Origin of the sequence: Pseudoalteromonas sp. MMG022 (genome assembly GCF_021654245.1) — a bacterium.
Classification (GTDB): Bacteria; Pseudomonadota; Gammaproteobacteria; order Enterobacterales; family Alteromonadaceae; genus Pseudoalteromonas; species Pseudoalteromonas amylolytica.
In genome coordinates, this window is record NZ_JAKFZQ010000003.1 from 190,840 (window position 1) to 214,695 (window position 23,856).

At 43.5% G+C, this 23,856-nt stretch carries 23 protein-coding genes; 14 read left to right on the plus strand and 9 right to left on the minus strand.

The features are described from left to right. Positions 1–4: 4 nt before the first annotated feature. The 5 genes from L1070_RS04080 to L1070_RS04100 form a co-directional block, all read right to left on the minus strand. Positions 5–667 carry a class I SAM-dependent methyltransferase gene (locus L1070_RS04080; protein ID WP_070984473.1) on the minus strand — a complete coding sequence of 221 codons (663 nt, stop codon included), beginning with the start codon at positions 665–667 and terminating at the stop codon, positions 5–7. A 7-nt stretch (positions 668–674) separates the two neighbouring features. After that, positions 675–1,664 (minus strand): GDP-mannose 4,6-dehydratase, encoded by a 990-nt coding sequence (locus tag L1070_RS04085; protein ID WP_237124589.1) that lies wholly within the window; start codon positions 1,662–1,664, stop codon positions 675–677. Further along, the gene (locus L1070_RS04090) at positions 1,657–2,268 is read right to left on the minus strand and encodes an SIS domain-containing protein (protein ID WP_237124590.1); all 612 of its coding nucleotides are present in this window, start codon (positions 2,266–2,268) and stop codon (positions 1,657–1,659) included. Before L1070_RS04090 ends, L1070_RS04085 begins: the two co-directional genes overlap by 8 nt. Continuing rightward, a complete protein-coding gene (locus L1070_RS04095) occupies positions 2,265–3,212 on the minus strand; it encodes an SDR family oxidoreductase (protein WP_237124591.1) in 948 nt (315 codons plus the stop codon). The genes L1070_RS04090 and L1070_RS04095 overlap by 4 nt, the downstream gene beginning before the upstream one ends. A 158-nt stretch (positions 3,213–3,370) precedes the next feature. Further along, positions 3,371–4,096, minus strand: coding sequence for a glycosyltransferase family protein (locus tag L1070_RS04100; RefSeq protein ID WP_237124592.1), 726 nt, complete (start codon positions 4,094–4,096; stop codon positions 3,371–3,373). Between the two features lie 184 nt (positions 4,097–4,280). Here L1070_RS04100 and pseI point away from each other — a divergent pair, with 184 nt between their 5' ends. From pseI to L1070_RS04120, 4 genes are read left to right on the plus strand one after another with little or no spacing between them, the layout of a single operon-like run. After that, positions 4,281–5,321 (plus strand): pseudaminic acid synthase, encoded by a 1,041-nt coding sequence (gene pseI, locus L1070_RS04105; RefSeq protein WP_070984481.1) that lies wholly within the window; start codon positions 4,281–4,283, stop codon positions 5,319–5,321. Further along, on the plus strand, positions 5,318–5,569 hold the full coding sequence (locus L1070_RS04110; RefSeq protein ID WP_070984484.1) for a phosphopantetheine-binding protein: 252 nt from the start codon (positions 5,318–5,320) through the stop codon (positions 5,567–5,569). The genes pseI and L1070_RS04110 overlap by 4 nt, the downstream gene beginning before the upstream one ends. Further along, a complete protein-coding gene (locus L1070_RS04115) occupies positions 5,566–7,146 on the plus strand; it encodes a pseudaminic acid biosynthesis protein PseG (protein ID WP_237124593.1) in 1,581 nt (526 codons plus the stop codon). The genes L1070_RS04110 and L1070_RS04115 overlap by 4 nt, the downstream gene beginning before the upstream one ends. 20 nt (positions 7,147–7,166) lie before the next feature. Continuing rightward, positions 7,167–8,672 (plus strand): class I adenylate-forming enzyme family protein, encoded by a 1,506-nt coding sequence (locus tag L1070_RS04120; protein ID WP_237124594.1) that lies wholly within the window; start codon positions 7,167–7,169, stop codon positions 8,670–8,672. 20 nt (positions 8,673–8,692) lie between these two features. Here L1070_RS04120 and L1070_RS04125 read toward each other — a convergent pair whose 3' ends face one another. From L1070_RS04125 to pseB, 3 genes are read right to left on the minus strand one after another with little or no spacing between them, the layout of a single operon-like run. After that, a complete protein-coding gene (locus tag L1070_RS04125; protein WP_237124595.1) occupies positions 8,693–9,826 on the minus strand; it encodes a Gfo/Idh/MocA family oxidoreductase in 1,134 nt (377 codons plus the stop codon). A gap of 31 nt (positions 9,827–9,857) precedes the next feature. After that, complete coding sequence (gene pseC, locus L1070_RS04130; RefSeq protein WP_237124596.1) at positions 9,858–11,018, minus strand: UDP-4-amino-4,6-dideoxy-N-acetyl-beta-L-altrosamine transaminase; 1,161 nt, start codon at positions 11,016–11,018, stop codon at positions 9,858–9,860. Further along, entirely contained in the window at positions 11,015–12,016 is a 1,002-nt protein-coding gene (pseB, locus tag L1070_RS04135; RefSeq protein ID WP_070984497.1) for a UDP-N-acetylglucosamine 4,6-dehydratase (inverting), read from the minus strand. Before pseB ends, pseC begins: the two co-directional genes overlap by 4 nt. A gap of 224 nt (positions 12,017–12,240) precedes the next feature. Here pseB and L1070_RS04140 point away from each other — a divergent pair, with 224 nt between their 5' ends. Together L1070_RS04140 and L1070_RS04145 are read left to right on the plus strand one after the other, a co-directional pair. Continuing rightward, positions 12,241–13,026, plus strand: a complete 786-nt coding sequence (locus L1070_RS04140; protein WP_070984498.1) for a flagellin — start codon at positions 12,241–12,243, stop codon at positions 13,024–13,026. A 148-nt stretch (positions 13,027–13,174) separates the two neighbouring features. Then, complete coding sequence (locus L1070_RS04145) at positions 13,175–14,614, plus strand: sigma-54-dependent Fis family transcriptional regulator (RefSeq protein WP_237124597.1); 1,440 nt, start codon at positions 13,175–13,177, stop codon at positions 14,612–14,614. Here L1070_RS04145 and L1070_RS04150 read toward each other — a convergent pair. Beyond that, positions 14,611–15,216: a DNA-3-methyladenine glycosylase I gene (locus L1070_RS04150; protein WP_070984502.1), complete on the minus strand. Its 606-nt coding sequence runs from the start codon at positions 15,214–15,216 to the stop codon at positions 14,611–14,613. The genes L1070_RS04145 and L1070_RS04150 overlap by 4 nt on opposite strands. Positions 15,217–15,388: 172 nt before the next feature. Between L1070_RS04150 and L1070_RS04155 the strand changes: the two genes are divergently transcribed. The 8 genes from L1070_RS04155 (at position 15,389) to fliJ (ending at position 23,741) form a co-directional block, all read left to right on the plus strand. Further along, positions 15,389–16,492, plus strand: a complete 1,104-nt coding sequence (locus L1070_RS04155; protein WP_070984505.1) for an ATP-binding protein — start codon at positions 15,389–15,391, stop codon at positions 16,490–16,492. Continuing rightward, entirely contained in the window at positions 16,489–17,883 is a 1,395-nt protein-coding gene (locus L1070_RS04160) for a sigma-54 dependent transcriptional regulator (RefSeq protein ID WP_237124598.1), read from the plus strand. Before L1070_RS04155 ends, L1070_RS04160 begins: the two co-directional genes overlap by 4 nt. A 155-nt stretch (positions 17,884–18,038) precedes the next feature. Beyond that, positions 18,039–18,371 carry a flagellar hook-basal body complex protein FliE gene (gene fliE, locus L1070_RS04165; protein WP_070984510.1) on the plus strand — a complete coding sequence of 111 codons (333 nt, stop codon included), beginning with the start codon at positions 18,039–18,041 and terminating at the stop codon, positions 18,369–18,371. 22 nt (positions 18,372–18,393) lie between these two features. Continuing rightward, on the plus strand, positions 18,394–20,103 hold the full coding sequence (fliF, locus tag L1070_RS04170) for a flagellar basal-body MS-ring/collar protein FliF (protein WP_237124599.1): 1,710 nt from the start codon (positions 18,394–18,396) through the stop codon (positions 20,101–20,103). Continuing rightward, the gene (gene fliG / locus L1070_RS04175; protein ID WP_070984512.1) at positions 20,096–21,133 is read left to right on the plus strand and encodes a flagellar motor switch protein FliG; all 1,038 of its coding nucleotides are present in this window, start codon (positions 20,096–20,098) and stop codon (positions 21,131–21,133) included. The genes fliF and fliG overlap by 8 nt, the downstream gene beginning before the upstream one ends. Before the next feature lie 3 nt (positions 21,134–21,136). Then, a complete protein-coding gene (fliH, locus tag L1070_RS04180) occupies positions 21,137–21,955 on the plus strand; it encodes a flagellar assembly protein FliH (RefSeq protein WP_237124600.1) in 819 nt (272 codons plus the stop codon). Positions 21,956–21,969: 14 nt separating this feature from the next. After that, on the plus strand, positions 21,970–23,301 hold the full coding sequence (gene fliI, locus L1070_RS04185; protein ID WP_237124601.1) for a flagellar protein export ATPase FliI: 1,332 nt from the start codon (positions 21,970–21,972) through the stop codon (positions 23,299–23,301). Further along, positions 23,301–23,741 carry a flagellar export protein FliJ gene (gene fliJ / locus L1070_RS04190; protein ID WP_070984519.1) on the plus strand — a complete coding sequence of 147 codons (441 nt, stop codon included), beginning with the start codon at positions 23,301–23,303 and terminating at the stop codon, positions 23,739–23,741. The genes fliI and fliJ overlap by 1 nt, the downstream gene beginning before the upstream one ends. The last annotated feature ends 115 nt before the right edge of the window (positions 23,742–23,856 follow it).

The following is a 23,856-nucleotide window of genomic DNA, read 5'->3' on the forward strand; positions in this document are numbered from 1 at the left end:
TCCCTTATGGTATAAACCAGTAAAAGTCGCCCGTGTAACCGTTATCAGCAAAAAATTGCTTCCAGTCATTTACGTGCATAATGGTTTTTGCTGTTAATGCCCATTCGAGCATACGCTCTTTTTCTTCATCGTTGCGATAAGCATCCACAGTGATGAATGATTTCCCACGACTCACACGTTCGATCTCTCTCAGCGCCATCGCACATTCATGCTCGTCTAAGTTGTGGATAGTATTGATAGACATCACAACATCAAAGCTGTTGTCTTCAAAAGGCAGCGCCTTTGCATCACCTTGAGAGAGTAAATCTTTAACTTCCTCTTTTGCATTTTCTAAAGCGTACTGAGAAATATCCACGCCACGCAGCGTGATCCCTGGAATATGCTGTTGTAAGTCATAAAGCATAAACCCTTTGGCACATCCGACATCTAGCAAAGAGCTGTCGTTTGTAAGGCCAAAATGCGCTTGTAGGTCGGGTACTACTGGTTGCCAAAAACGAGGCATGTAGCTAAAGCCGCCGTATCCATAGGTACGATCGCCATCGAAAAAGTCTTTACCGTATTGACGGGCTATTTCACGATCAGCTTCAGTAATAACTTTTGCTCGACCTTTTGTGTCACGTTTAGACTTTGGATAATTTCTTAGTAAGTCGATTTCGTTTCCTAACATAGATTTCTCAAGCCTTATGTATGTATTCGTTTGGCTGTGTTGCTAACACATCTAAATTATTTTTCACCCAGTTGATGGTGCGCTCTACACCATTTTCTAACGACACTTTGTCTTTCCAGCTGAGTTCGTTGCGTACTTTCTGGCTGTCCAGCAGATATGCGGCATCTTTGCCGAGTCTATCTTCTGTTACTTCACATACTTGCTCGAAGGGGACATTTAGCATGTTGCAGATCATTTCGACTAAGGCGCGTATCGTAATCATGCGCTCTGTTGATATGTGGTAAATTTCTCCAGTCTTGCCATGCTCACCAATACGCTGTGTCGCGTCAGAAACGTCATCTATGTGGATGAATGAGCGGGTAGAGTGGCCACCGCCGTGCAAAGGTAACACCTTGCCTAACAAAGCAAATAGAATTGTTCTAGGAATAATACGGTAAAGTTGTTGACCCTCGCCGTACACATTTGCTGCGCGGGTAAACACCACTGGAAAATCATACACATCGCTGAAAGTGTGCAGGCTCATATCCGCTGCTGCGCGTGACACCGCATAAGGGGTGCTGGGGTGATAATTTCTATGCTCTGGTACTAGCCCTTCGCAACTGCCATACACTTCGGGTGTTGAAATATGAATGTATTTTTCAAACCCATCAAGTTGGCGTAGTGCGTTATGCAGTTTTATCGTCGAGACTGCATTGGTCATAAACCAGTGTTCCGGATACTGCCAACTTTGACCAACCATGCTTTGTGCCGCGAAGTTGTATACCTGTTTAATTTTCTTTTGCTTGATCAAAGCGACAATTTCATCAAGATGATGATTCAGGTCTAGCTGATGGAAGTCTGGTTGATTGGGTTGCCAGCGATACGGAAGTAGTGCATCAATAGGCTCATGAGAGCGACTTGCTGCTATGACCGAATGTTCTTGTTTAAGCAGGTGAGCGCAAAATGATGCGCCCGAAAAAGAGTTACTGCCCAGTACTAAAATTGGGGAACTAGCCATGTTTTAATTCCTGATATAAGGCTTTCATGAGGATGTGGCCGATAACAACTTGGGTATCTTCTGAGATTTGCATATCTTGAATATCAAAATGAAAGACCTGTTCTAGCATTGGCTTAGCTTTACCGCCATCAAACCCAAGAATACCAACAGTGGACATGCCAATGGATTGAGCTTGTGTGATTGCGTTTATGATATTGCCCGAGTTACCGCTGCCTGACAAAACTAGCAGCACATCATTTTTGTCAGCTTTCACTTTCAGTTGGTGGGCAAATATATTGTCATAACCAATATCGTTGCCCAAACAGGTAAGCACTGAGCTATTTGCTGGCAGGGCTTCAACTTTTAACGCGTCCCCTTGTGGGTTGATCCCAAAAGTAAAGTCGTTAGCCAAGTGAATGGCGTTGGCGGCGGACCCGCCGTTACCACATAAGTACAAAGTACCGCCACGCTTTTTCATTGCCAGCAATGTATCGACAAAGGTTCTTATCTTTTTGCCATCCAGTTGTGATAATACTTTACTCAAAGTGGCAACGTAATCCTGCGTTAAACTCACAACGTTATCTTTTGAGGGCAATGGTGTTACGGTACTTTGTTGCTTAGTCATAATACTTCTCGCTGCATCCATTTAAGGTTGTAGTAACGATCTTCATCGGTGAGTTTGCCTTGCTGATAGGCCGCTATGATTTCATCAATCGCAACGGCAACTGACTTTTTAGGTATAAAGCCTGTTGCTAATAACTTATCTGAGTTGATGCGGTAACAACGAGGATCATTTGAAGGGGTTACTTCTATTTCACATTCAACCTTCTCTTGCACCATCTTAGCAATATCCATAATGGAGATATTTTCAAATCCCGCATTAAATACGCCAGAGGTTTTTGAAGGATTTTCAAGCATATAAATATACAGATCAGTGATGTCGTCGATGTGAATATTTGGACGGACCTGCGCACCACCGAAAACAGTGATTTTGCCATTTTTTAACGCTTGCATCGTCAACATATTGACGGAAACGTCAAGGCGCATTCTTGCAGATAGGCCACAGACTGTTGCTGGGCGAACTATTTGCACAGTCATGTCGTCAGCGTAGCTAAGCAGTACACGCTCCGCGACCATCTTTGTTTTGTTGTACTCTGAAATCGGCTCAAGCGTCAGGTCTTCGGTAACTTGCTCTTCTTCTTTGACACCATAAACACTGCCAGAAGAGGCATAAATAAACTGCTTGATACCTTGACGCTTAGCTTTATCAGCCAGTTGCATTGTAGCGAGCGCACTGACTTCCCATGTTAACTTAGGATCTAAGTCTCCACATGGATCATTGGCGATGGATGCCAAGTGAATGATGCTATCTACACCTTCTAAATCGACATCAGCGGTTTGCCTGACGTCTCCTTTGATTACAGAAAGATTGTCATGCTCAGGTAAAAAGTTACCAAACCACTGTGTATCCAATGCAATGACTCGGTAGCCTTTGTCTAAAAGCTTTGGAACTAAAACGGTGCCTTTATAACCAGTGGCACCTGTTACTAAAACTGTTTTATTACGCATGTTGTTAACTCAACTTTTCTAATCTTTAGCCAGTACTTATACTTGTGGCATCTCTGCGCAACTCATATTGTCGGTGAGTTATGCAAAATAAATGCCGTACTGTTTCGGTTTTGATGTTTTATTTGTTACCTGCGCTACAAGTAATGTATTTCATACTTTTAAACGCTCTTTTGCTCTACATGTTTATTTATATCGGTAAGTTCAGGCTTTTCCTTTAATGCTTTCATTAAATCTGCAAAAGAAAAGTCTAGGCGATTGTTAAAATGAGCGTAAATAGCACTGATGGCCTTGTAATCGTCAGGTTCATCCAGAGTGATTCGCAAATGACTGTAGTCAGAGCCTGCACTGAGTGTATGTGTGGTCATGGTTTGGAATTTTGGCATTCCTAAGGTGACGTGCTCGCGTGCGGCAGGATCCGTGGCGTTTAAATGTGCGGCTTCAAGTAACTGAAATGAAAAAGCACAACAGTCTAACCCTCTGGGAAAACCACTGTGCGGACCTAAATTAACCATATCAAACTGGTTTTCTTTATGTAGTTTGATAACGTCGGAACACAGTGATTCATCTATCAACGGACAGTCGCTGGTGAGTCTAACTATCGTGGTGTTTGGCTTTGCACCAAACTTTGTTGCGGCACCGTAATAGCGCCCAAGTACATCTTCAGTATCTCCCTGAAAAGTTGCTACTCCTAACTTTTGACATAGTGCCATTATGGGCGCTTCTGTTCCATCATTGGTTGTTGCTACAATAATAGAATCACGCCAGCGTGGTAGCCTTTCGATCATAACTTGCAAAACTGGTTTGCCACACAATGGCAACATAACTTTGCCAGGAAGCCGAGTAGAGGTCATTCGTGCTTGAATGATGATTTGTACTGGGTGCATCGAAGTCTTTGTTATCATTATATTTGAGATAAATATAGCAAATCATTACACTCAAAGACAGTGATCAATGTGAGCCAGCCAAGACGACTATTACGATTGCTGCAACTTTGTACGATAGAGGTCAAAACTCGGCTTGTAATTTGCTTAGAAATAGTCAGCGACATGAAAAAATATAGGAATTACCGTGACGTTTAAAACAGAGTTTCAAATTGCTAACACATTTGTTGGACATCAACACCCTTGCTATGTGATAGCCGAAATGTCAGCAAACCATGGTCAATCATTAACTAAGGCAAAGGAGCTTGTGTACGCAGCCAAAGAGTCGGGAGCAGATGCAATCAAGCTACAAACTTATACAGCCGATACGCTGACCATGGATTGCAAACTGCCGCACTTTGAAGCTACAGGCCCTTGGCAAGGCCAATACTTGTACGATCTATATAAAAAAGCATACATGCCATGGGATTTCCATGCTGAGCTATTTGAACTTGCACAAAAGCTTGGTCTAACTTGTTTCTCATCGCCATTTGATAAAACAGCCGTTGATTTACTTGAGCAGTTCGATGCGCCTGCATACAAAATCGCTTCTCCAGAGCTAATTGATCACCAGTTAATTAGAGACGTTGCAGCAACTAAAAAGCCTGTGATTATGTCGACAGGCGGCGCAACGCTTGCGGAAATTGCCAATGCGGTCAAAGTCGCTCATGATGCCGGTGTGACAGAGTTAGCCTTAATGAAGTGTACAAGTACCTATCCAGCACCTGCCAATAGCATCAATCTTCGCACCATTGCTCACATGCGAGAGGCATTTGGATGCCCAGTAGGTCTTTCCGATCACACATTAGGTAACGATGTACCGCTTGCCTCTGTGGCGGTGGGAGCTTGTATGATTGAAAAACATTTTGTGATGGATAAAAAAGACGAAACTGCGGATAGCTTTTTCTCAATGACGCCAGATGAACTTGCTGCATTAGTGCATGGCGTCAGACAGATAGAACAGGCAATGGGAACAGTCCACTATCCGAGTGAACCTTCAAAGGCTCGTCGCTGTGTCTATATAATTAAAGATGTTGCAGCTGGGGAAGTGTTGACCGAGAAACACGTGGCTCAAATGCGCCCAGGAGGTGGAGAAATCATGCCTGAGGCACTCCCTACAATTATTGGACGAACCACTCGTAAAGCTTTGGCAAGAGGCACGCAACTAGCATGGGGAGACTTGATATGAGTACAGATAAGCGCGAGTTATTATCCCTGATCCAACAATTCTTTTTAGAGCGAGGGGTTGTTATTCCAGATGAGAAGTTGCCGAGCTATGATTTTATGGCTGCAGGAAGCCTTGATTCATTTGAGGTTTTATCCTTGATCATGCACATTGAAATGCACTGTCAAATCAGTATACCAGCAGAACTATTACTAGATAAAAACAATGCAGAAATTGGCAACCTAGTTGATGCCATTCTAGGATTGGCATGATAGCGTTTCGTATAGATAGCCTAAGTGGTCTTGGGCACTTTATGCGCTCCAAATGGCTTGCATTAGCGCTAAAAGAGCAGGGGGTTGCCTGTAAACTTTTCCTAGATAATCAGCCGAACAAAGAATTATGTGAGCCATTTTGTCAGGATGTTGTGATCGTACCCCGTGGGCTGACACAAGTGCAGCAAGCAAGTTGGTGCACTCAGTATTTGTCTGAGCAGGGTTTGACGCCAAGTCACTGGGTAATAGATGGTTATAAATTTTCTATGCAATGGGAATTGGCGGTAAAATCACCGCAAGTTGGCGTCGTAGTGATAGATGATCTGGCTCGCTCACATGAGGCGGATTGGGTAATAGATGCTAAGTGGCAAGGTCATCAAACGTTTAGTCGCTATGATGATAGAGTATCTGAGGATACTCAGTTGTTGCTTGGCCCAGAATATGCGTTACTATCCCCACAATATGCGCAGTTCAAACCGCAATTACAAAGACAAAACAGCTTGTTGTTTTCTTTGGGGGGAGGAGGTGATTGGTCGCGGCTGACCGAGCTCATAAGTCACTTGCTACACCAAGATAATGGTTTGCTTAAAATTGAAGTGATCATTGGCCCCTACGCGACCTCTACCGAGGAGCTCAGTCAACTCGCTGAAAAGTTTGCGAATCTGCATTTGATAACGGGTGAAAATAGTCTTTATCACTATTATGTTCAGTGTGGCTTATTTGTAGGGGCGTTAGGCACATCTTTGTATGAACTGGCAGCAACACAAACCAGTGCGGTGACCTTTAGTATCGCAGATAACCAGCATAATGATCAGCAAGACTTAGAGCAGTTAGGCCACTACTTCCATATTCCAGATTTACTAGATTATCCTGTAAATGAGATTGCAAGCACGTTACATGCTTTATTGCAGTATCGAGAACGCCTTAATAAACTGGCTCAATCTGCGGCGGTGAAAGTTGATGGATTAGGAGCACAAAGGGTGTGTTCAGTGCTATTAAACAACCACCATTCACAAAAACAAGTATTGCCAAAGGCGTCCTATGAGGAAACCAGCATACAAATTACGCCAGATCTTACACTCAGGCCGGTTCAAGACACAGATATTAACCATTACCTCAATGCTAGAAATCGGGCAGACAATGCTTGGCGTATGACCATTACCAAGCAAATAAGCCAGTTACAACACTATCGCTGGTGGTTTGCTAATCAACGCGCTTCATTTGTACTTGAATCCGAAGGTGGAGCATTACTATATATTTGGCACCAACTGTTTGAGATTCGAGGACAGCAATATTTAATAGGTGGGTGGTTTGCTGCCAGTGATGATGTTGGTTTTGCCCATGCTCAGCTCATCTTAGACTGGCAACTTAAAGAAACTGCCAAGCTGTGGCCAAAAGCGCATTGGTTAGCGGTGATCAACAAAGAAAACAAATTTGTAAACCTGCTTAACCAACGTGCTGGATTTGTTGCTGTGGCAGAGGGAAGTCCTGAATTTGAAAGTATTTTGGCGCTCTTTCCTGATGCAACGCCTGAGCAATTTAACTTTGTGGCTAAGTTTGCCGATAACAATACATAGACCGTCAAGAGTAATTCACTTTGAACAGTATATATCAACTATTTCAAGAACATGTGAAAACCAATCCAAACAAGGTGGCTGTTATCTTCAATGATAATAGCCTGAGCTATCAACAGCTCGATAAGCAGGTTGGAGCATTAAGCAGCTATTTTACCTCATTAGGTTTAAGGCAAGGCCACCGAGTCGCGTTATTTGCACCAAATGGTTTGGAATATCCCACGGTAATGTTAGCGGCGGCAAAATTAGGATTAGCTATCGTGCCATTGCCCATTAGTTTAAAAGGTGATGCACTGATCACAGCGCTTAAAGTGATGCCTGTCGCGGCGGCAATTGCTTGGCCAACCATCAGCAAAGTACTTCTACAACAGAGGCTGGTGGAAAGAGAAAGTGTTATCACGATAGGTGACGCTGTTGATGGGGAGCAAACGTGGCAGGCTATCTTGACATCAACTCATGAGTCATGTGACGCGCCAGATGTTGACATTTCAGCGCCTTATATTTTAACGATGACATCAGGCTCCACAGGCCAGCCGAAACCCATCGTATTAAGTCAGCGCTGTAAAATCGAGCGCGCGTTTGCAGCTACTATAGATTACTATTGCTTGAATAAAGAAGATGTTGTTTTAGTCGCGACCCCTTTGTATCACTCATTGGCGCAACGGGGTGTGTTGATGCCTTTGATGCTAGGCGCAACGACAGTGATTATGCCTAAATTCTCACTTCCACATTGGTTAAAGGCGATTGAACAACACGCAGTGAGCTTTTTATTTGCTGTATCGGCCCAGCTCGAAAGCTTTCTTGTCCAGGACAGTGTTACAGAAGACATCAGTTCAATAAGGTGTTTAGTCTCTTCATCCGCGGTATTAAACAATGCCAGCAAAAAAGCGTTAATGGCGCGTTTGGACTGTGATTTTCACGAATGTTATGGGGCGTCAGAGGTTGGCGTGGTAACAGATTTTTGTGTTTCAAAACACCCTCAGTTGAGCGGTAGTGTTGGCAAAGCACTGCCTTTTGTTGAGGTAAAAATAACTGATAAGCGCGGTCATACACAGCCTAACAATGAGATTGGTGAGATCTGCTGTAAAACAACCACTGCGTTCAATGAGTATTTCAAAATGCCAGAGGCTACCGCAAACGCTTATGATAGCAGCGACTTTTTTAGAACGGGTGATTTAGGGTATTTAGATGAGCACGGATATCTGTATTATGTGGGACGGAAAAAAGAAGTCATTTCCAGCGGCGGTATTAATGTTTTCCCACAAGATATTGAAGCGGTTGTGAAATCACACCCAATGATCATAGATTGTGTAGCGTTTGGCTGTCAGCATCCTCAATTAGGAGAGTATGTAAAGGTTGTGTATGAACGTCGAGGGGAGCAAGACCTTTCGATGGAGCTACGTAAGCTATGTTTAAAAGAGTTAACTGATTATCAGCAACCGAGAGAGTTTCTAGAGGTAGCAGAGCTACTTAGAAACCCTATGGGAAAAGTATTACGCAACAAAGTGAAAGAACTGTATAAATCGTGAAAATGGGGTGATTAATTTAATCACCCAACGCGTTCCCACGTTTTGCTTTGACTCGCGCGTTTAGCCGCGCTAAAAAGATCAAGCCCCTGTTTGGCTTGCTCTAACCCAAATACGTATTCATTGGTAATAGGGCGCCCTGCCTTAAAGTTGCTGAGCGCTTGGTGGATATCGGTGTATAAATTGGCAAATGCTTCAACAAAGCCTGTTGGGTGACCAGGCTTCATACGGTTATACCTAAACTGGTTGGCATATTGGCATTGGCCTGCGCGGTCTAGAATTTCCCTTCTACCGTCATTAAATTGAAGCTCCAACTCATCGGGATTAAGTTGATACCAGCGAGCACTACCGTGAGTGCCATAGATTCTCACCTCCAGCCCGTTGCGATGGCCGATTGCTGTTTTTGACATCCACATGCTACCTGTTACATTGTTTGGATATTTGAGTAGCATAGTTACGTCATCGATCAGGTTGGTGTACTCTGAATGATTGGCGAACTGGGCGCACGTTTCGGTTGGTTCGCATTCAAGCAGATAACTCGAAAGGTGGTGCAAGTGCACGCCTAAGTCCAAACAAATAGTTGGTACTGAATAATCTTGAAGACGCCAAGCTTGAGGTAAACTTGGTTTACCTGCTATATCTGGGGGCCTTTTAAATCCCTCCTGTGGCATTTCCAAATGTATTTTTTGCAGTGTTCCCAACTTGCCTTGCTTTATGATGTTTTTCAGCTCTCTCACCATAGCGTAACCACTATAGTTGTAGGTAACGGCTAAAAAGTGTTGTTGAGGATCATATAACTGTAATAACTTCGTTGCCTCTTCAGTGCCGCATACCAGCGCTTTTTCGCATATGACGGGTACATTCTTTTGCAAAAGGTATTGCAATGCCTCTAAATGATGTGGGGTAGGCGTAAGCACGACGACAGCATCAATATTCTTATATTCGATGTCTATCATTTCACGCCAATCATTATAGGTTCTATTAGTCGTGATACCCCACTGTGCAGCAGTCAATGAGTTATTGCTAGGGTCGCGACTAAACGCACCTGCCACAACCTGAAATTTGTTGTCTAAATGGGCTGCTGAAAAATGCACATAGCCGACAGCGGAATTTACGCCACCACCAATAAATGCCAAATTTAGAGGTTGATTACTCATAGAACTTTCCATCCGCAGTTGTTAAATTGACTTAGTCGTTAATTAGAGCAAGCAAATTATCGACGATATCTTGTTGTTGTTCTTCACTCAGTTTAGGAAACAAAGGCAATGTGATTGCACTGTGATAATATTGCTCCGCATTAGGACAGTAACCCGGTTTAAACCCCTGCTGTTGGTAATAGGGTTGCAGGTAAATTGGTATATAATGCACGTGCGCATAGATACCTAATGCTCTGAGCTTATTAACCACATTACGGTGCTTTGTGGGGTTACAGTCTAACACCTTTACCACGTACAGGTGGTATGCGCTGTAGCAACTGTTATGCACCTCTAATGGTATAACCTTTTTGCTGGCGCTTAGTAACTTATCATACCGCTGCGCTAAAACATTCCGTTGGCGCACAAACTCGCCAAGGGAGTTGAGCTGGCTATAGCCTAAAGCAGCATGTATATCTGTCATGCGGTAATTATAACCAAGCGCCTGTTGCTCATAATACCAAGGACCATGACTGGTTTGAGTGAAAAGGCTTTCATCGGAGGTAACGCCATGACTGCGCAACTGGCGCATTGTAGCTGCCAACTTCTCATCATTCGTTATTGCCATTCCGCCTTCTGCAGAAGTGATAATTTTTACTGGGTGAAAGCTGAAAATGCAGATGTCGGAGTATTCGCAGTTCCCAACGGGTTTATCGTTATATTTGCCACCAACTGCATGGGAAGCATCTTCAATGACCTTAAAATTGTATTGCTTGGCTAATTGAGCAATCGCTTTCATGTCACACGATTGGCCTGCAAAATGTACAGGGATTAAAACACTAGGAAGACACTGTTGTTGAGCAGCTTCAGCAAGCTTACGTTTAAGTGCTGCAACGCACATATTCCCAGTATCTAGTTCTATATCGACAAAATCTACACTGGCACCACAATATTTCGCACAGTTTGCTGAGGCGACGAACGAGTTAGGTGACGTCCAAACGATGTCTCCCTCTGATACATTGAGAGCCATACATGCAACGTGTAACGCAGATGTGGCGCTGTTAGTCGCAACGGCATAATTACTTTTGCAGTACTGTGCGACAGCTGACTCAAATAAAGGGACTTTAGGACCTTGAGTCAGCCAGTCAGATTTTAGTACATCAACAACAGCATCGATATCCTGCTGGCTGATATTCTGCTTCCCGTATGGGATCATGGTAGTGCCTTTGCGTTGAATGCTTTAATTTCTTCTACAGTTAGATAATGCGGATTGGTCAGTGAGTTGTATTCAAAACCAGGTTTAACACGCTGTCCTTGGTCACCTAACGCATTGGTGTCAAAGCGGTTGTTTCTGCTGCTAAATTTGATCCCAGGTGCAATCACAAAGTGATCTGGAAATTCGTACGTATCGAAGCTCAAATCCTGAGGACACATGACTTCATGCAGCTTTTCACCTGGTCGAATACCGATGATTTTCTGTGGCAAATTTGGTGCCATTGCACTGGCTAAATCAGTAATTTTAATAGAAGGGATTTTGGGGACGAAAATTTCGCCGCCGAGCATGCGTTCAAAATTCTTGAGAACAAAATCTACACCTTCTTGCAGGCTAATCCAGAACCGAGTCATATCTTCGTGCGTGATTGGGATGTGCCCTGCGTTTTCATCAATGAACTTTTGAAATACTGGAACTACAGAGCCTCTAGAGCACACCACATTGCCATAACGAACCACAGAGAACATCGTTTTATGTCCACCGGCAATATTGTTGGCAGCCACAAATAATTTATCCGATGCTAACTTGGTCGCACCGTATAAGTTGATGGGATTAGCGGCTTTATCTGTTGATAGTGCGATCACTTTCTCTACATTATTATCTAACGCAGCATCAATAACGTTTTCTGCACCATTGATATTTGTTTTGATACATTCCATCGGATTGTATTCAGCGGCGGGCACTTGTTTTAATGCTGCTGCATGGATCACGTAGTCCACACCCTGCATGGCTCTACGTAGCCGCTCCTTATCGCGGACATCTCCGATAAAATAGCGCATACAAGATTGATTAAATACTTGATGCATTTCAAATTGTTTGAGTTCGTCACGAGAGAAGATGATGATCTTTTTGGGCTTGTATCTTTCTAATAGCGTTTTAGTGTACTTTTTTCCAAAAGAACCCGTGCCACCCGTTATTAAAATAGTTTTATTATCGAACATGCTGATCCACCTTGTGGTGCAATTAAATCTTTACAATATCCACAACAGGTTAAATTTAGGTACTTTTGTGGAAATCTATAAATCGAATACTAGTCAATACTTTATATCAGTTTTCTCAACTTTGCAGTATTTATGGAGTGACAGAATGCAGTTTATGTGGCTATAGATGACATATTGAACAAAAAGGAGTATGGTCATAGTAGTACCACTTGATAGGGGGCGGTATGAAAATCCAATCACAAAGTAGTAGTATTTTTAATAGAATCGAAAATACGAGCAATAAACTTAACCAACAGCTTGCAACTGGTAAGCGGGTTAATTCTGCTGCGGACGATGCGGCAGCCTTGCAGATCATAGATAGATTGACCTCACAGCAAAATGGCTATGGCCAGTCAATTCGCAATGCTTACGATGGTATCTCCTATGCACAAACCGCTGATTCAGCGTTATCTGGTGTAAACGACGCCGTTTCTAGGATACGAGAACTATCCATCCAAGCGGGAAGCGGTGCATTGACCGATAACGATAGGCAGGCGCTACAAGAGGAAGTATCGCAGCTGCAAACACAAATCACCGAGACATTCGAGAACACCACTTTTGGTGGAGCGCAGCTGTTCAACGGTGAGTCTGCAACATTTCAAATCGGGCCTGATGCTTTGACAACCAAAGAGTTGACTCAAACAGATGGTAGCTTTGCAAGCGCTATCCTCAGTGTGGATATATCAACTGAAGCGGGCGCTCAAGCAGCAATTGATGTGGCGGATACAGTTTCTCAGGATTTAAATACGCAAAGAACCCAATTGGGGGCTTTCGAGAACACTGTTTCAAGCACAATTCGTAACGCAGATAATCAAAGAGAAAATATTGCAGCGAGCCAAAGTCGTATTCAAGATACCGACTACGCAAGAGCTGTTTCTGAACAAACGGCAAACGATATTTTATCGCAAGCATCAATCGCACTAAGAGGGCAGGCCAACCAGTCTGCATCTGCGGTACTTGGTCTTTTATAGAGAATTAATGCAAAAGTATTGATTCTGGTCAGACTTGGTGGCGTTTTTTTGGCGAAAGTGTCAAAAACTTGCCACCAAGGTATTGCATCCCTTCCTAACTACCTTACAATCATAGTATATTCTTGCCATAAGTAGTTGGACTCGTAAGATGGTTTTGATCTTAGATAACAATAATAACCGAGCTAATAGTCTTTATAGTGCGTTGACTTTTGTTGGTCAGGGCGCAAGAGTCATTGAAGAGTCCGATTTGGATTTGCAAAGTTCCTTTTCAAAAGAGTCTATCATCGTGCTTGGTGCACTTTCAGAACTTGATCACGAGCAAGTAGTTAAATCGCAACCCGCCTCTCCGTTTTTGTTGATTGGAGAAACACTCAAGCCGCTGTTGAGCCTAGCTAATGTTGTAGGTTTGATTTCTGAGCCATTCGGTCATGATGTCACAATGCAACTGTTACACGACTGTCAGCAGTACCAAAGAATGCTTCCAGGACAATCAGATAAAAATAGCGGTAAGTCGTTCGATGGTCTGGTGGGCGAAACCGAAGCGGTAAAACAAGTCAGGTTTTTAATATCTCAAGTTGCCAAGACGGATGCTAATGTTTTAATTCTCGGCGAGTCAGGAACAGGTAAAGAAGTTGTAGCCCGTAACGTACATTTGCTATCTCGACGTAACCATGGACCGTTTGTACCGGTAAACTGTGGGGCGATCCCCGGTGAATTGCTAGAGAGTGAACTATTTGGCCATGAAAAAGGTGCTTTTACGGGGGCGATTTCGGCGCGTAAAGGGCGCTTTGAGTTGGCACAGGGCGGAACGTTATTCCTAGACGAAATAGGCGATATGCCTTTGCAAATGCAAGTGAAATTATTACGAGTATTGCAAGAGCGCAGCTATGAGCGAGTGGGTGGGACCAAGGCAATTCAGGCAGATGTTAGAATTATCGCCGCGACGCACCGAAACCTAGAACAAATGATTGAATCTGGTAAGTTTCGAGAAGATTTATACTATCGGCTAAATGTTTTCCCTATTGAAAACCCGTCTTTACATGAACGTGCTGATGATATTCCTTTGTTGCTTAAAGAGTTAATGCGTCGCGTTAATGAACAAAGCGGTACCACAGCCAAGTTTACTGAGCGTGCTATTGAAAGTTTAAAGGCCCATGATTGGCCAGGTAATATTCGAGAACTCGCCAACTTAGTCGAACGGATGGTAATCATGTTTCCAGACAAAGTTGTTGATGTTACGGACTTACCCAATAAATATCGATATATTGACGTGGAAGCATATGAGCCAGAATATCCAGAGGAGCTACTGGAAAAAGATGCTTTCAACGAGCTCTTTAGTGATGGTTTTAGTGACTTCGATGATGACGCCGATGATGATGTGGGCGCGATGAACAACGCGGCACATCTTGGGCTGTTGCCTGATGAAGGTATCGAGCTTAAAGAGTATCTAGCCGATTTAGAGGTGAGTTTGATTACGCAAGCGCTAGAGCGGTACGACTATGTTGTGGCACGCGCAGCAGAAGTGTTAGGTGTGCGTCGTACCACATTGGTTGAAAAAATGAAAAAATATAACCTTAATCGTGATTAGCTTTTTAATGCTTCAAAATCTGTATGTTCGTAGCCTGTGATGATTTGCTCCTTTCTGAAACAGGCATTATCATGATCGTTCACCATGCCACATGCCTGCATGTGCGCGTAAACAGTGGTTGGCCCTAAAAACTTAAACCCTCTACGTTTCAAATCCTTTGCGAATGCAACACTTATCTCACTGTGAGACTGATAGTCTGCTCTACTGGCAATGTGGTTTACTATTGGGAAGTAGTCGACAAACTGCCACTGGTACTTCGCAAAGCTGCCAAATTCATTTTGAATGTCAATGAATGCTCGGGCGTTATTGATGGTCGCTATAATTTTCTTCTCATTGCGAACAATGGATGATTCATTCAACAGCCGCGCGACATCTCCATGATTCATCTGAGCAACACGTTGCACATTAAATTCATAGAATGCTTCTGTGTATGCATTTCTTTTTTTTAATATGGTATACCAACTGAGGCCAGCTTGTGCCGACTCTAGCGTTATAAATTCGAATAGGGTTTGATCATCAAGTACTGGTATTCCCCACTCATCATCATGGTATCGAATATAATCTTCTTTACTTTGGTCTAGCCACAAGCATCTAGTGCACATTTTACTTTCCTTATACAGATCGATTAATTGATTGTACATATTGCTGTATAAAAATACAGTGTCAAAAAAGTGTTATCAGAAAAACATTTATAACGTTATGATTATAAAAGAAATTAATGTTGGCCCAAATCCTGCTTATTCATGTGTAGAGTCTTTATGAGAGAGTGATGTTATGGCTTTGGCACATGTTTTAAATCCACAATTTGTGACGCCTGCACAATTTAGTCCAGGTTTGCTACAAGAAGCGTATGTCGGTGAGCTAAGTGAACTTCGCCAGCAAGCGAGTTGGCTTAGTCACCTAGTTGATACGATGCCTGCGGGTGTGGTGGTGTTGGATGGTCAAGGCATGATAGCCAAAGCGAATCAAATTGCCATTGATATGTTGGGCGAGCCGCTTGAAGGTGAGAAATGGTTTAACATCATACAGCGCTCTTTTAGCCCCCAGCAAGATGATGGGCATGAGATATCACTCAAAGATGGTCGACTGATCAAGCTAGATATCACGGCATTAGCACCGGAGCCTGGGCAGCTGATTTTAATGACGGATCTAACAGAGACACGTCGTTTGCAATCCCGTGTTGCACATATGCAGCGTTTAAGTGCGCTTGGCAAAATGGTTGCTTCATTGGCACACCAAGTACGTACACCTCTGTCAGCGGCTATGTTGTATGCGGCCAATCTAGGTAGTCGTAGTTTACCAGATACATCCCGTGCGCGTTTTCACGAGAAGCTTATGTCTCGACTCAAAGATTTGGAATCACAAGTGAACGATATGCTCTTGTTTGCCAAAAGTGGTGATCAACAAGTTGTAGAAAAAGTATCAATGCAGCAGTTGCTGAACGAAGTTAAAGCTGGATCTGATGCGATGGTTGCGACGAATAACAGCTCGTTAGATGTAGCGCTGCCAGAACCAGATATTGCAGTGATAGGCAACAAAACTGCCCTTGCCAGTGCTGTGCAAAACTTAATACATAATAGTATTCAAATTATTGGCACGGGCGCAGAGGTTAAAGTTAATGTGCAAAGAGAGCACGATAAAGTCAGAATTTCGGTCATTGATAATGGTCCAGGTGTTGATCCACAAGTGGCAGATAAAGTCTTCGAACCATTTTTTACGACCAAAAGTCAGGGCACAGGTCTTGGTTTAGCAGTAGTCAGCTCAGTCGCACACTCCCACAAAGGGCAGGTAGAAGTTAAAAATATGGAAAGCGGTGGTGCGTGTTTTAGTTTGCTGCTCCCCATTTCATTTGATACCGAACAATTGGAGGTTGTATGAGTCATTCAATTTTAGTAGTGGAAGACGATGCAGGTCTACGCGAAGCACTGATCGATACCTTACAGTTATCAGGCTTCAGTTGTATTGAAGCGTCCAGTGCTGAGCAGGCAGTAGTGCTTTTGAAGCAACAATCTTTCTCATTGGTAGTAAGCGACGTGCAGATGGGAGCAATGAGTGGCATTGATTTACTTAAAACTATCAAGTTGAATTATCCAGACTTGCCGGTATTAATGATGACTGCCTATGCGACCATCGATGATGCTGTAGAAGCAATGAGATTGGGTGCCATTGACTACATGGCAAAACCCTTTGCGCCAGAAGTATTGCTCAATATGGTAAGCCGATATATGCCGCCAAAGGACAAAGAAACGGATGGTCCTGTTGTAAAGGATCCTAAAAGCATTCAGTTATTGGAGCTTGCAAACAAGGTAGCTAAATCCGATGCTAGCGTTATGGTATTAGGCCCAAGTGGCTCAGGTAAAGAAGTACTAGCTCGCTACATTCATGATAAATCTGAGCGAGCGCATGAAACATTTGTGGCTATAAATTGCGCGGCGATCCCTGAGAATATGCTCGAAGCGACGCTGTTTGGATATGAAAAAGGTGCTTTTACAGGTGCGATCCAAGCTTGTCCTGGAAAGTTTGAACAGGCCCAAAAAGGTACAATTTTGCTTGATGAGATCACTGAAATGGATCTTGGGTTACAAGCTAAGCTACTGCGTGTGTTGCAAGAGCGTGAAGTTGAGCGCTTAGGTGGACGCAAGACTATTGAGCTTGATGTCAGAGTCCTTGCAACCAGCAATAGAGATCTGAAAGAAGCTGTAGCTGCGGGCAAGTTTAGAGAAGATTTGTACTACCGTCTCAATGTGTTCCCTCTTATGTGGTTGCCTCTGTGTGAACGCCCTGGTGATATTGTGGTTTTAGCGGAGCACCTCATTACCAGGCATTGTATGAAAGCCAGTAAACCTGTGCCGAGCCTGACGAGTGAGGCAAAAGAGAAGCTGCTGTCGCATAGTTGGCCAGGTAATGTACGTGAACTGGATAACGTGGTGCAGCGCGCATTGATTTTACAGCAAGGTGAGACAGTGACCGCGGATGATATTTTCATAGAAAGCTATCAGCCTGTAATGGCCACAGCATCACCTATGCTGAATTTAGCAACTACGAATCAAGACGGTGAGGTCTCTGAGCAAGCACCAGCTATGGATAATAGTGATGCTACGAGCTACAAGTCTGAATTGCAGGACAAAGAACACCAAATTATTTTGGACACTCTGTCTCGTTACCAAGGTAAGCGCAAGGATGTGGCTGAAGTGCTGGGTATGAGCCCAAGAACTTTACGTTACAAGCTTGCAAAAATGCGAGATATGGGGATATCCGTACCTGCATAAGTCCAGCCTTTAAAGCAAAGCCAGTAGTCACTGGTTTTGCTTTGTCAAAAACATGACAGCCGCAAAAAACACATTAAGATTATGATTTTAATGTGTTTTTTGTTGGCATGCTTTGTGCTTAATACCTAATATCTTTAATAAAAAGGGTGAGCACTATGAACATTCAACCCAATGCCTTATATCAGGAAATGCAGTCTCTAGCTTTAGAGGCTACACGTAATAAACCACAAGAGAGTTTGCCCGTACAATCTTCTGCGACGTCATCGGCGCAGTTTGGTGAGTTACTATCGGATGCGATTAACACTGTTAATGGTTTGCAAAAAGAGGCAAAATCCAAAGTAACAGCGTTAGAAATGGGTGATCGCAGTGTCTCTTTAGCCGAAGTTATGATTGCATCGCAAAAATCATCTGTGGCGTTTGAGGCTACCGTGCAAGTTCGTAATAAGCTTGTTGAGTCTTATAAAGAAATTATGAGCATGCCTGTTTAAACCTAGGTAGTGGAGAGTAACTGTGGCAACGAATCAATCAACAGAACTAGCTTTATCAGACGGCGCGACTGGCACCGAAGCTGAAGAGCAGCAAGAGCAAAAGTCAGGCTATCTGAGTGCGCTAAGTGGCGTTGATATGCTGCGCCAAGTTACTTTAGTAATAGCGCTGGCAATATGCTTGGCAATTGCAGTATTCATCATCATTTGGGCCCGCCAGCCAGATATGCGACCATTGGGTCAGTACCCAACAGAAGAGTTGGTACAGACGCTTGATTTTCTAGATGCTCAGAAAATTGACTATGAGCTTGACGGCAACACCATCATGGTTGCAGAAGGTGACTATCAGAATATCAAGTTACAGATGGCACGCGATGGCTTTTCACAAAGTCCCAGCTCTGGCACTGACATACTTATGCAGGACATGGGTTTTGGCGTCAGTCAGAGACTTGAACGTGAACGGCTAAAGCATAGCCGTGAGCAACAGTTAGCACGCACCATTGAAGAACTGCAAGACGTGAGCCGTGCGAAAGTATTACTCGCAATTCCTAAAGAAAATGTATTTGCTCGACGTGAGAAAAAGCCTTCAGCAACGGTGGTTGTCACTTTAAAACGTGGTAGAACACTAGACGGTGAAGAAGTTGATTCTATTGTAGATATCATAGCATCTGCAGTACAAGGTCTTGAGCCTGCGCGTGTAACCGTGACAGATCAAAATGGTCGTCTATTAAACTCTGGCTCACAGGATTCACTGGCCGCTCGCTCTCGAAAAGAGTATGAGATAGAGCGTAAAAGAGAGCAGGAATACTTAGAGAAAATTGACAGTATTATGATCCCTGTTGTTGGCCTAGGTAAGTATACCGCGCAAGTTGACTTAACCATGGACTTTAGTGCGGTTGAGGAAACACAGAAGCGATTTAACCCAGATTTACCTGCAGTGCGCAGTGAAACAACATTTGAAGAAAATAATATCGGTGGCATTACTGCCGGGATTCCAGGTGCGTTGACCAATCAGCCACCACTTGATTCAAATATTCCAGAAGTAGCGGGTAATGGCAGCGCTGCGAATGGTACCAACCCAAGCAGAATGCAAAAAGAAGCAACGCGAAACTACGAATTAGACACTACAATTAGCCATAAGCGTCAGCAAACTGGTGTGATCCGTCGTATCAGTGTTTCGGTAGCCGTAGATTATCTACCAAAGCCAGATGCAGAGGGCAACGTAACACTGCAACCACGCACGCAAGAAGAGTTAACAAACATTCGCCGTTTATTACAAGGTGGTGTTGGATTTGATATGCAACGTGGCGATGCCTTAGAGGTTGTTACTGTTCCATTCGTACGTGAAGATTTAAGTGAAGTTGCTGAAGTACCACTTTGGGAACAAGAGTGGTTTATGAAGATGGCTCGCTTAGCATTGGGTGCTTTGGTCATTATTGTACTTATTTTAGCAGTTGTCAGACCGATGCTTAAACGCTTGATTTACCCAGATGACACGCTAGAAGAATTTGATGAAGATTCACTTACATCGGGCGTAGACTTAGGAGACAGCACATTAGATATGTTAAATCATGAGTTTGATTCATCAGCTGTTGGCTTCTCTTCGGATGGTACTTTACAATTGCCAGACTTACATGGTGATGAGGACCTACTAAAAGCCGTACGTGCCTTAGTTGCCAATGAACCAGAATTATCCTCTCAAGTAGTGAAAGCGTGGTTAACAGAAGATGACTGATGAACAAAAACAACTACCCGCTGCGTATGATGTAAATAAACTTGATGGCGTCGACAAAGCCGCCATCTTGTTACTAAGTTTATCTGAAGAAGATGCTGCGCAAATCTTAAAACATCTTGAACCAAAGCAGGTACAGCGCGTTGGTATGGCGATGGCAGCATTAGATGATTTATCACAAGCCAAGATAAGCGCAGTACACAATCTATTTATAGAGCAAATCCAGAGCTTCAGTACAATAGGTTTTCAATCAGAAGACTTTATTAAAAAGGCACTCACCGCAGCGCTTGGTGAAGACAAAGCTGCCAGCCTTATTGATCAGATTGTCATGGGGTCGGGCGCGAAGGGCTTGGATTCACTTAAGTGGATGGACTCAAAACAGGTTGCCAACATTATTCGTAACGAGCACCCTCAGATCCAGACGATTGTGTTGTCTTATTTAGAACCAGAACAGTCGGCGGAGATATTGTCTCAATTCCCAGAAAAAGTGCGTTTAGATTTGACCATGCGTATTGCAAACTTAGAAGAAGTTCAGCCAGCAGCGCTGCAAGAGCTTAATGAAATCATGGAGAAACAGTTTGCAGGCCAAGCGGGTGCACAAGCTGCCAAGATGGGTGGCTTGAAAGCAGCAGCAGACATTATGAACTACTTAGATACGAATATTGAAGGTCAACTTATGGACTCTATTCGTGAACATGATGAAGAGATGTCTCAACAAATTCAAGACCTCATGTTTGTATTTGAAAACTTATTGGATGTTGATGATAGGGGTATTCAAACTATCTTGCGTGAAGTTCAACAAGATGTACTGATGAAGGCAATAAAAGGTACAGATGATGCTCTGAAAGAGAAAATCCTCAGCAACATGTCAAAACGTGCTGCGGAAATGCTGGCAGATGATCTAGAAGCCATGCCACCTGTTCGGATCAGTGAAGTTGAAGCGGCTCAAAAAGAAATTCTATCAACGGCTCGTCGTCTTGCTGATTCCGGTGAAATCATGCTCGGTGGTGGCGGTGGTGAGGAGTTCTTATAATTTATGAGTAACACCAAGTTTTATAAGGGTCGGCCAGTCGAAGGAGAAGCACTAGATGAACTTCTTAAAAATTGGCCAATCCCTGATGTAACAGAAGATCCTCGCAAGTATTCGGGGCGCTCAACTGCTTTTGGCAAACCGTTGGAGCAGGTTTATCAAAAGCCAGATAAAAGCGCTGATGAGCCGGACACTGATGAGCCAGAGTTTCCGACATTGACCTTGGAAGAATTAGAACAAATTCGTCAAGACGCTTACGATGAAGGTATCAAACAAGGCCATGAGCAAGGTTATATTGATGGCTTTGACAAAGGTGTAACCGAGGGGAAAGAAGCGGGTTACAAAGAAGGTGTGGAGATTGGTAAACAGCAAGGACATGATGATGCAAAACCGCTTATAGAAGAAAAGTTACAAACTTTAACCCTTATTGTCAATGAACTACATGAACCGTTGCGACTGGTTGATGAGCGTTGCGAAAAGCAACTTGTAGAGCTTGCCAATTTATTGGCGCAAGCGGTCATTTTCCGGGAAGTAGAGCTGGATCCCAACATCGTACTGCTGGCTTTGAAGAAGGCTATGGATGCGTTACCTATTTCGGAGCAAACGGTTAAAATTCATCTGCATCCAGATGACTTAGAGCTGGTAAAAGAGGCATATGGTGAGGAACAGCTTGCACAACAGCATTGGCATCTATTACCTGAGCCTACATTACATCGTGGTGATGTAGAGGTTAAAACTTCTCAATCTTCAATCGATATGACGCTGAAAACAAGAATCAAAGAAATCTTGGACGATTTTTTGCATGGTAGTGGTATCCAGTCGTAATTTTTGGCTACCTCATGAGTGTTGAAAGTCCTTTAGCTGAACGTTTATCACAATATAAAAAACATATACATCAATTTGCTGTGCCCGTTGCAGGTAGTTTAACCAGAGTTGTCGGGTTAACACTCGAGGCAAAAGGGCTCAGTGCGCCTGTGGGTAGCCACTGCAAAATAGAAACAACCCGAGGCCTTGTGGATGCTGAAGTGGTTGGCTTTAACGATGATACACTTTATTTAATGCCTAACGATCATATTTCAGGTGTACTTCCTGGTGCGCGCGTAATACCTCAACTAAAAGAAACCGGATTGCCCGTGGGGATGAGCTTACTTGGACGTGTGGTGGATGGTCTAGGCAGGCCATTAGATGGATTGGGACCCATCAACGCTGAACATACTTTGAAATTTGCGCAAAACTCGATAAACCCGCTTGCAAGGCGGCCGATTAGTCAGCCTATGGACGTGGGAGTACGAGCCATAAACTCCATCATAACTGTTGGGCAAGGTCAACGTATGGGTTTGTTTGCAGGAAGTGGTGTGGGTAAATCTGTTTTGCTAGGTATGATGACTCGTGGAAGCGAAGCCGATGTCATTGTTGTTGGTTTGGTGGGTGAGCGTGGACGGGAAGTTAAAGAGTTTATTGATGAAATATTGGGTGTTGAGGGACGTAAACGTGCAGTTGTTGTAGCAGCACCAGCCGATGCTTCGCCACTAATGCGTTTGAAAGGGTGTGAAAGTGCGGTCACTATTGCGGAGTATTTTCGCGATCAAGGGCTCAACGTATTGTTACTTTTAGACTCTGTTACTCGTTATGCCATGGCTCAGCGTGAGATAGCGTTAGCGGTAGGTGAACCGCCCGCGACGAAAGGTTATCCACCATCAGTGTTTGCAAAACTACCGGCTTTGGTTGAAAGAGCGGGTAACGGCGGTGAAGGTCAAGGTTCTATAACCGCATTTTTCACGGTATTAAGTGAAGGTGATGATATGCAGGATCCGATAGCGGACTCAGCGCGGGCTATCTTGGATGGGCACATTGTGTTATCTCGGGACTTAGCCGATAGTGGTCATTACCCTGCGATTGACATAGAAAAGTCTATTAGTCGTGTTATGCCGCAAGTGGTTTCCGATAGCCATTTGCAACAGGCACGAGTGCTTAAGCAAGTGTATGCGATGTATCAACAGAACAAGGATATGATCACACTTGGGGCGTATCAAAAAGGCAGTGATCCTATGCTCGATCAAGCCATCAATATGATGCCCACAGTGAATGCATTTTTACAGCAAGGTATGAAAGAAGTACTCAATTATGATCAGTGCTTACAAGAACTTGCGAAGTTATTGGGACAAGAATAATGGCAGCAGATAAACTTAACTTACTGTACAAGCTTGAGTCCGAAAAAGAAGAGTCTTTGCGTGTAAACTATATGCAGGCTCAACATCACCTAAACGATAACCAGCAAAAGCTTGCTGGTTTGAATGATTTTCGTCTCGAATACAGTCAACAGCTCCACCTCAAAGCTAAACAAGGCTTAACCAGCAGTGGTCTCATTCAATATCAAGCTTTTATAAAAAAAATAGAAGATGCAATGCAGCAGCAGGCCAAAACAGTTAATACAGCCAAGCAAGTTGTAGAACAGCGAAAAAAACTGTGGTTGGCGCAGCAAGTTAAGGCGAAAGCAATCGAAAAACTCATTGAGAAAAAGCAACTACAGCTGCAAAAACAGCGTGACAAAGCAGAGCAGAAAATGTTGGATGAATTTGCTACCAATCAATTTATGCGCCGTAGGGCCTAAGCTAGAAATAGTGAGTCTTAGTGATGGCAAAGCTGCCCAACTGAGCGCGATGTCCTCACAAAAATAAAAGTGGCCTGAGTTTTGCTTTTAAACTTATAGTGATGTATCCGCGGCT

What these genes read in the sequence shown, in the direction of transcription:
- L1070_RS04115 (WP_237124593.1), top strand. Translation starts at nt 5,566, where the DNA reads ATGATAGCGTTTCGTATAGATAGCCTAAGTGGTCTTGGGCACTTTATG.
- L1070_RS04085 (WP_237124589.1), bottom strand. Translation starts at nt 1,664, where the DNA reads ATGGCTAGTTCCCCAATTTTAGTACTGGGCAGTAACTCTTTTTCGGGC.
- L1070_RS04140 (WP_070984498.1), top strand. Translation starts at nt 12,241, where the DNA reads ATGAAAATCCAATCACAAAGTAGTAGTATTTTTAATAGAATCGAAAAT.
- fliJ (WP_070984519.1), top strand. Translation starts at nt 23,301, where the DNA reads ATGGCAGCAGATAAACTTAACTTACTGTACAAGCTTGAGTCCGAAAAA.
- L1070_RS04090 (WP_237124590.1), bottom strand. Translation starts at nt 2,268, where the DNA reads ATGACTAAGCAACAAAGTACCGTAACACCATTGCCCTCAAAAGATAAC.
- fliH (WP_237124600.1), top strand. Translation starts at nt 21,137, where the DNA reads ATGAGTAACACCAAGTTTTATAAGGGTCGGCCAGTCGAAGGAGAAGCA.
- L1070_RS04150 (WP_070984502.1), bottom strand. Translation starts at nt 15,216, where the DNA reads ATGTGCACTAGATGCTTGTGGCTAGACCAAAGTAAAGAAGATTATATT.
- L1070_RS04125 (WP_237124595.1), bottom strand. Translation starts at nt 9,826, where the DNA reads ATGAGTAATCAACCTCTAAATTTGGCATTTATTGGTGGTGGCGTAAAT.
- L1070_RS04155 (WP_070984505.1), top strand. Translation starts at nt 15,389, where the DNA reads ATGGCTTTGGCACATGTTTTAAATCCACAATTTGTGACGCCTGCACAA.
- L1070_RS04080 (WP_070984473.1), bottom strand. Translation starts at nt 667, where the DNA reads ATGTTAGGAAACGAAATCGACTTACTAAGAAATTATCCAAAGTCTAAA.
- L1070_RS04145 (WP_237124597.1), top strand. Translation starts at nt 13,175, where the DNA reads ATGGTTTTGATCTTAGATAACAATAATAACCGAGCTAATAGTCTTTAT.
- fliG (WP_070984512.1), top strand. Translation starts at nt 20,096, where the DNA reads ATGACTGATGAACAAAAACAACTACCCGCTGCGTATGATGTAAATAAA.
- L1070_RS04160 (WP_237124598.1), top strand. Translation starts at nt 16,489, where the DNA reads ATGAGTCATTCAATTTTAGTAGTGGAAGACGATGCAGGTCTACGCGAA.
- L1070_RS04095 (WP_237124591.1), bottom strand. Translation starts at nt 3,212, where the DNA reads ATGCGTAATAAAACAGTTTTAGTAACAGGTGCCACTGGTTATAAAGGC.
- fliI (WP_237124601.1), top strand. Translation starts at nt 21,970, where the DNA reads ATGAGTGTTGAAAGTCCTTTAGCTGAACGTTTATCACAATATAAAAAA.
- L1070_RS04110 (WP_070984484.1), top strand. Translation starts at nt 5,318, where the DNA reads ATGAGTACAGATAAGCGCGAGTTATTATCCCTGATCCAACAATTCTTT.
- L1070_RS04100 (WP_237124592.1), bottom strand. Translation starts at nt 4,096, where the DNA reads ATGCACCCAGTACAAATCATCATTCAAGCACGAATGACCTCTACTCGG.
- fliE (WP_070984510.1), top strand. Translation starts at nt 18,039, where the DNA reads ATGAACATTCAACCCAATGCCTTATATCAGGAAATGCAGTCTCTAGCT.
- pseC (WP_237124596.1), bottom strand. Translation starts at nt 11,018, where the DNA reads ATGATCCCATACGGGAAGCAGAATATCAGCCAGCAGGATATCGATGCT.
- pseB (WP_070984497.1), bottom strand. Translation starts at nt 12,016, where the DNA reads ATGTTCGATAATAAAACTATTTTAATAACGGGTGGCACGGGTTCTTTT.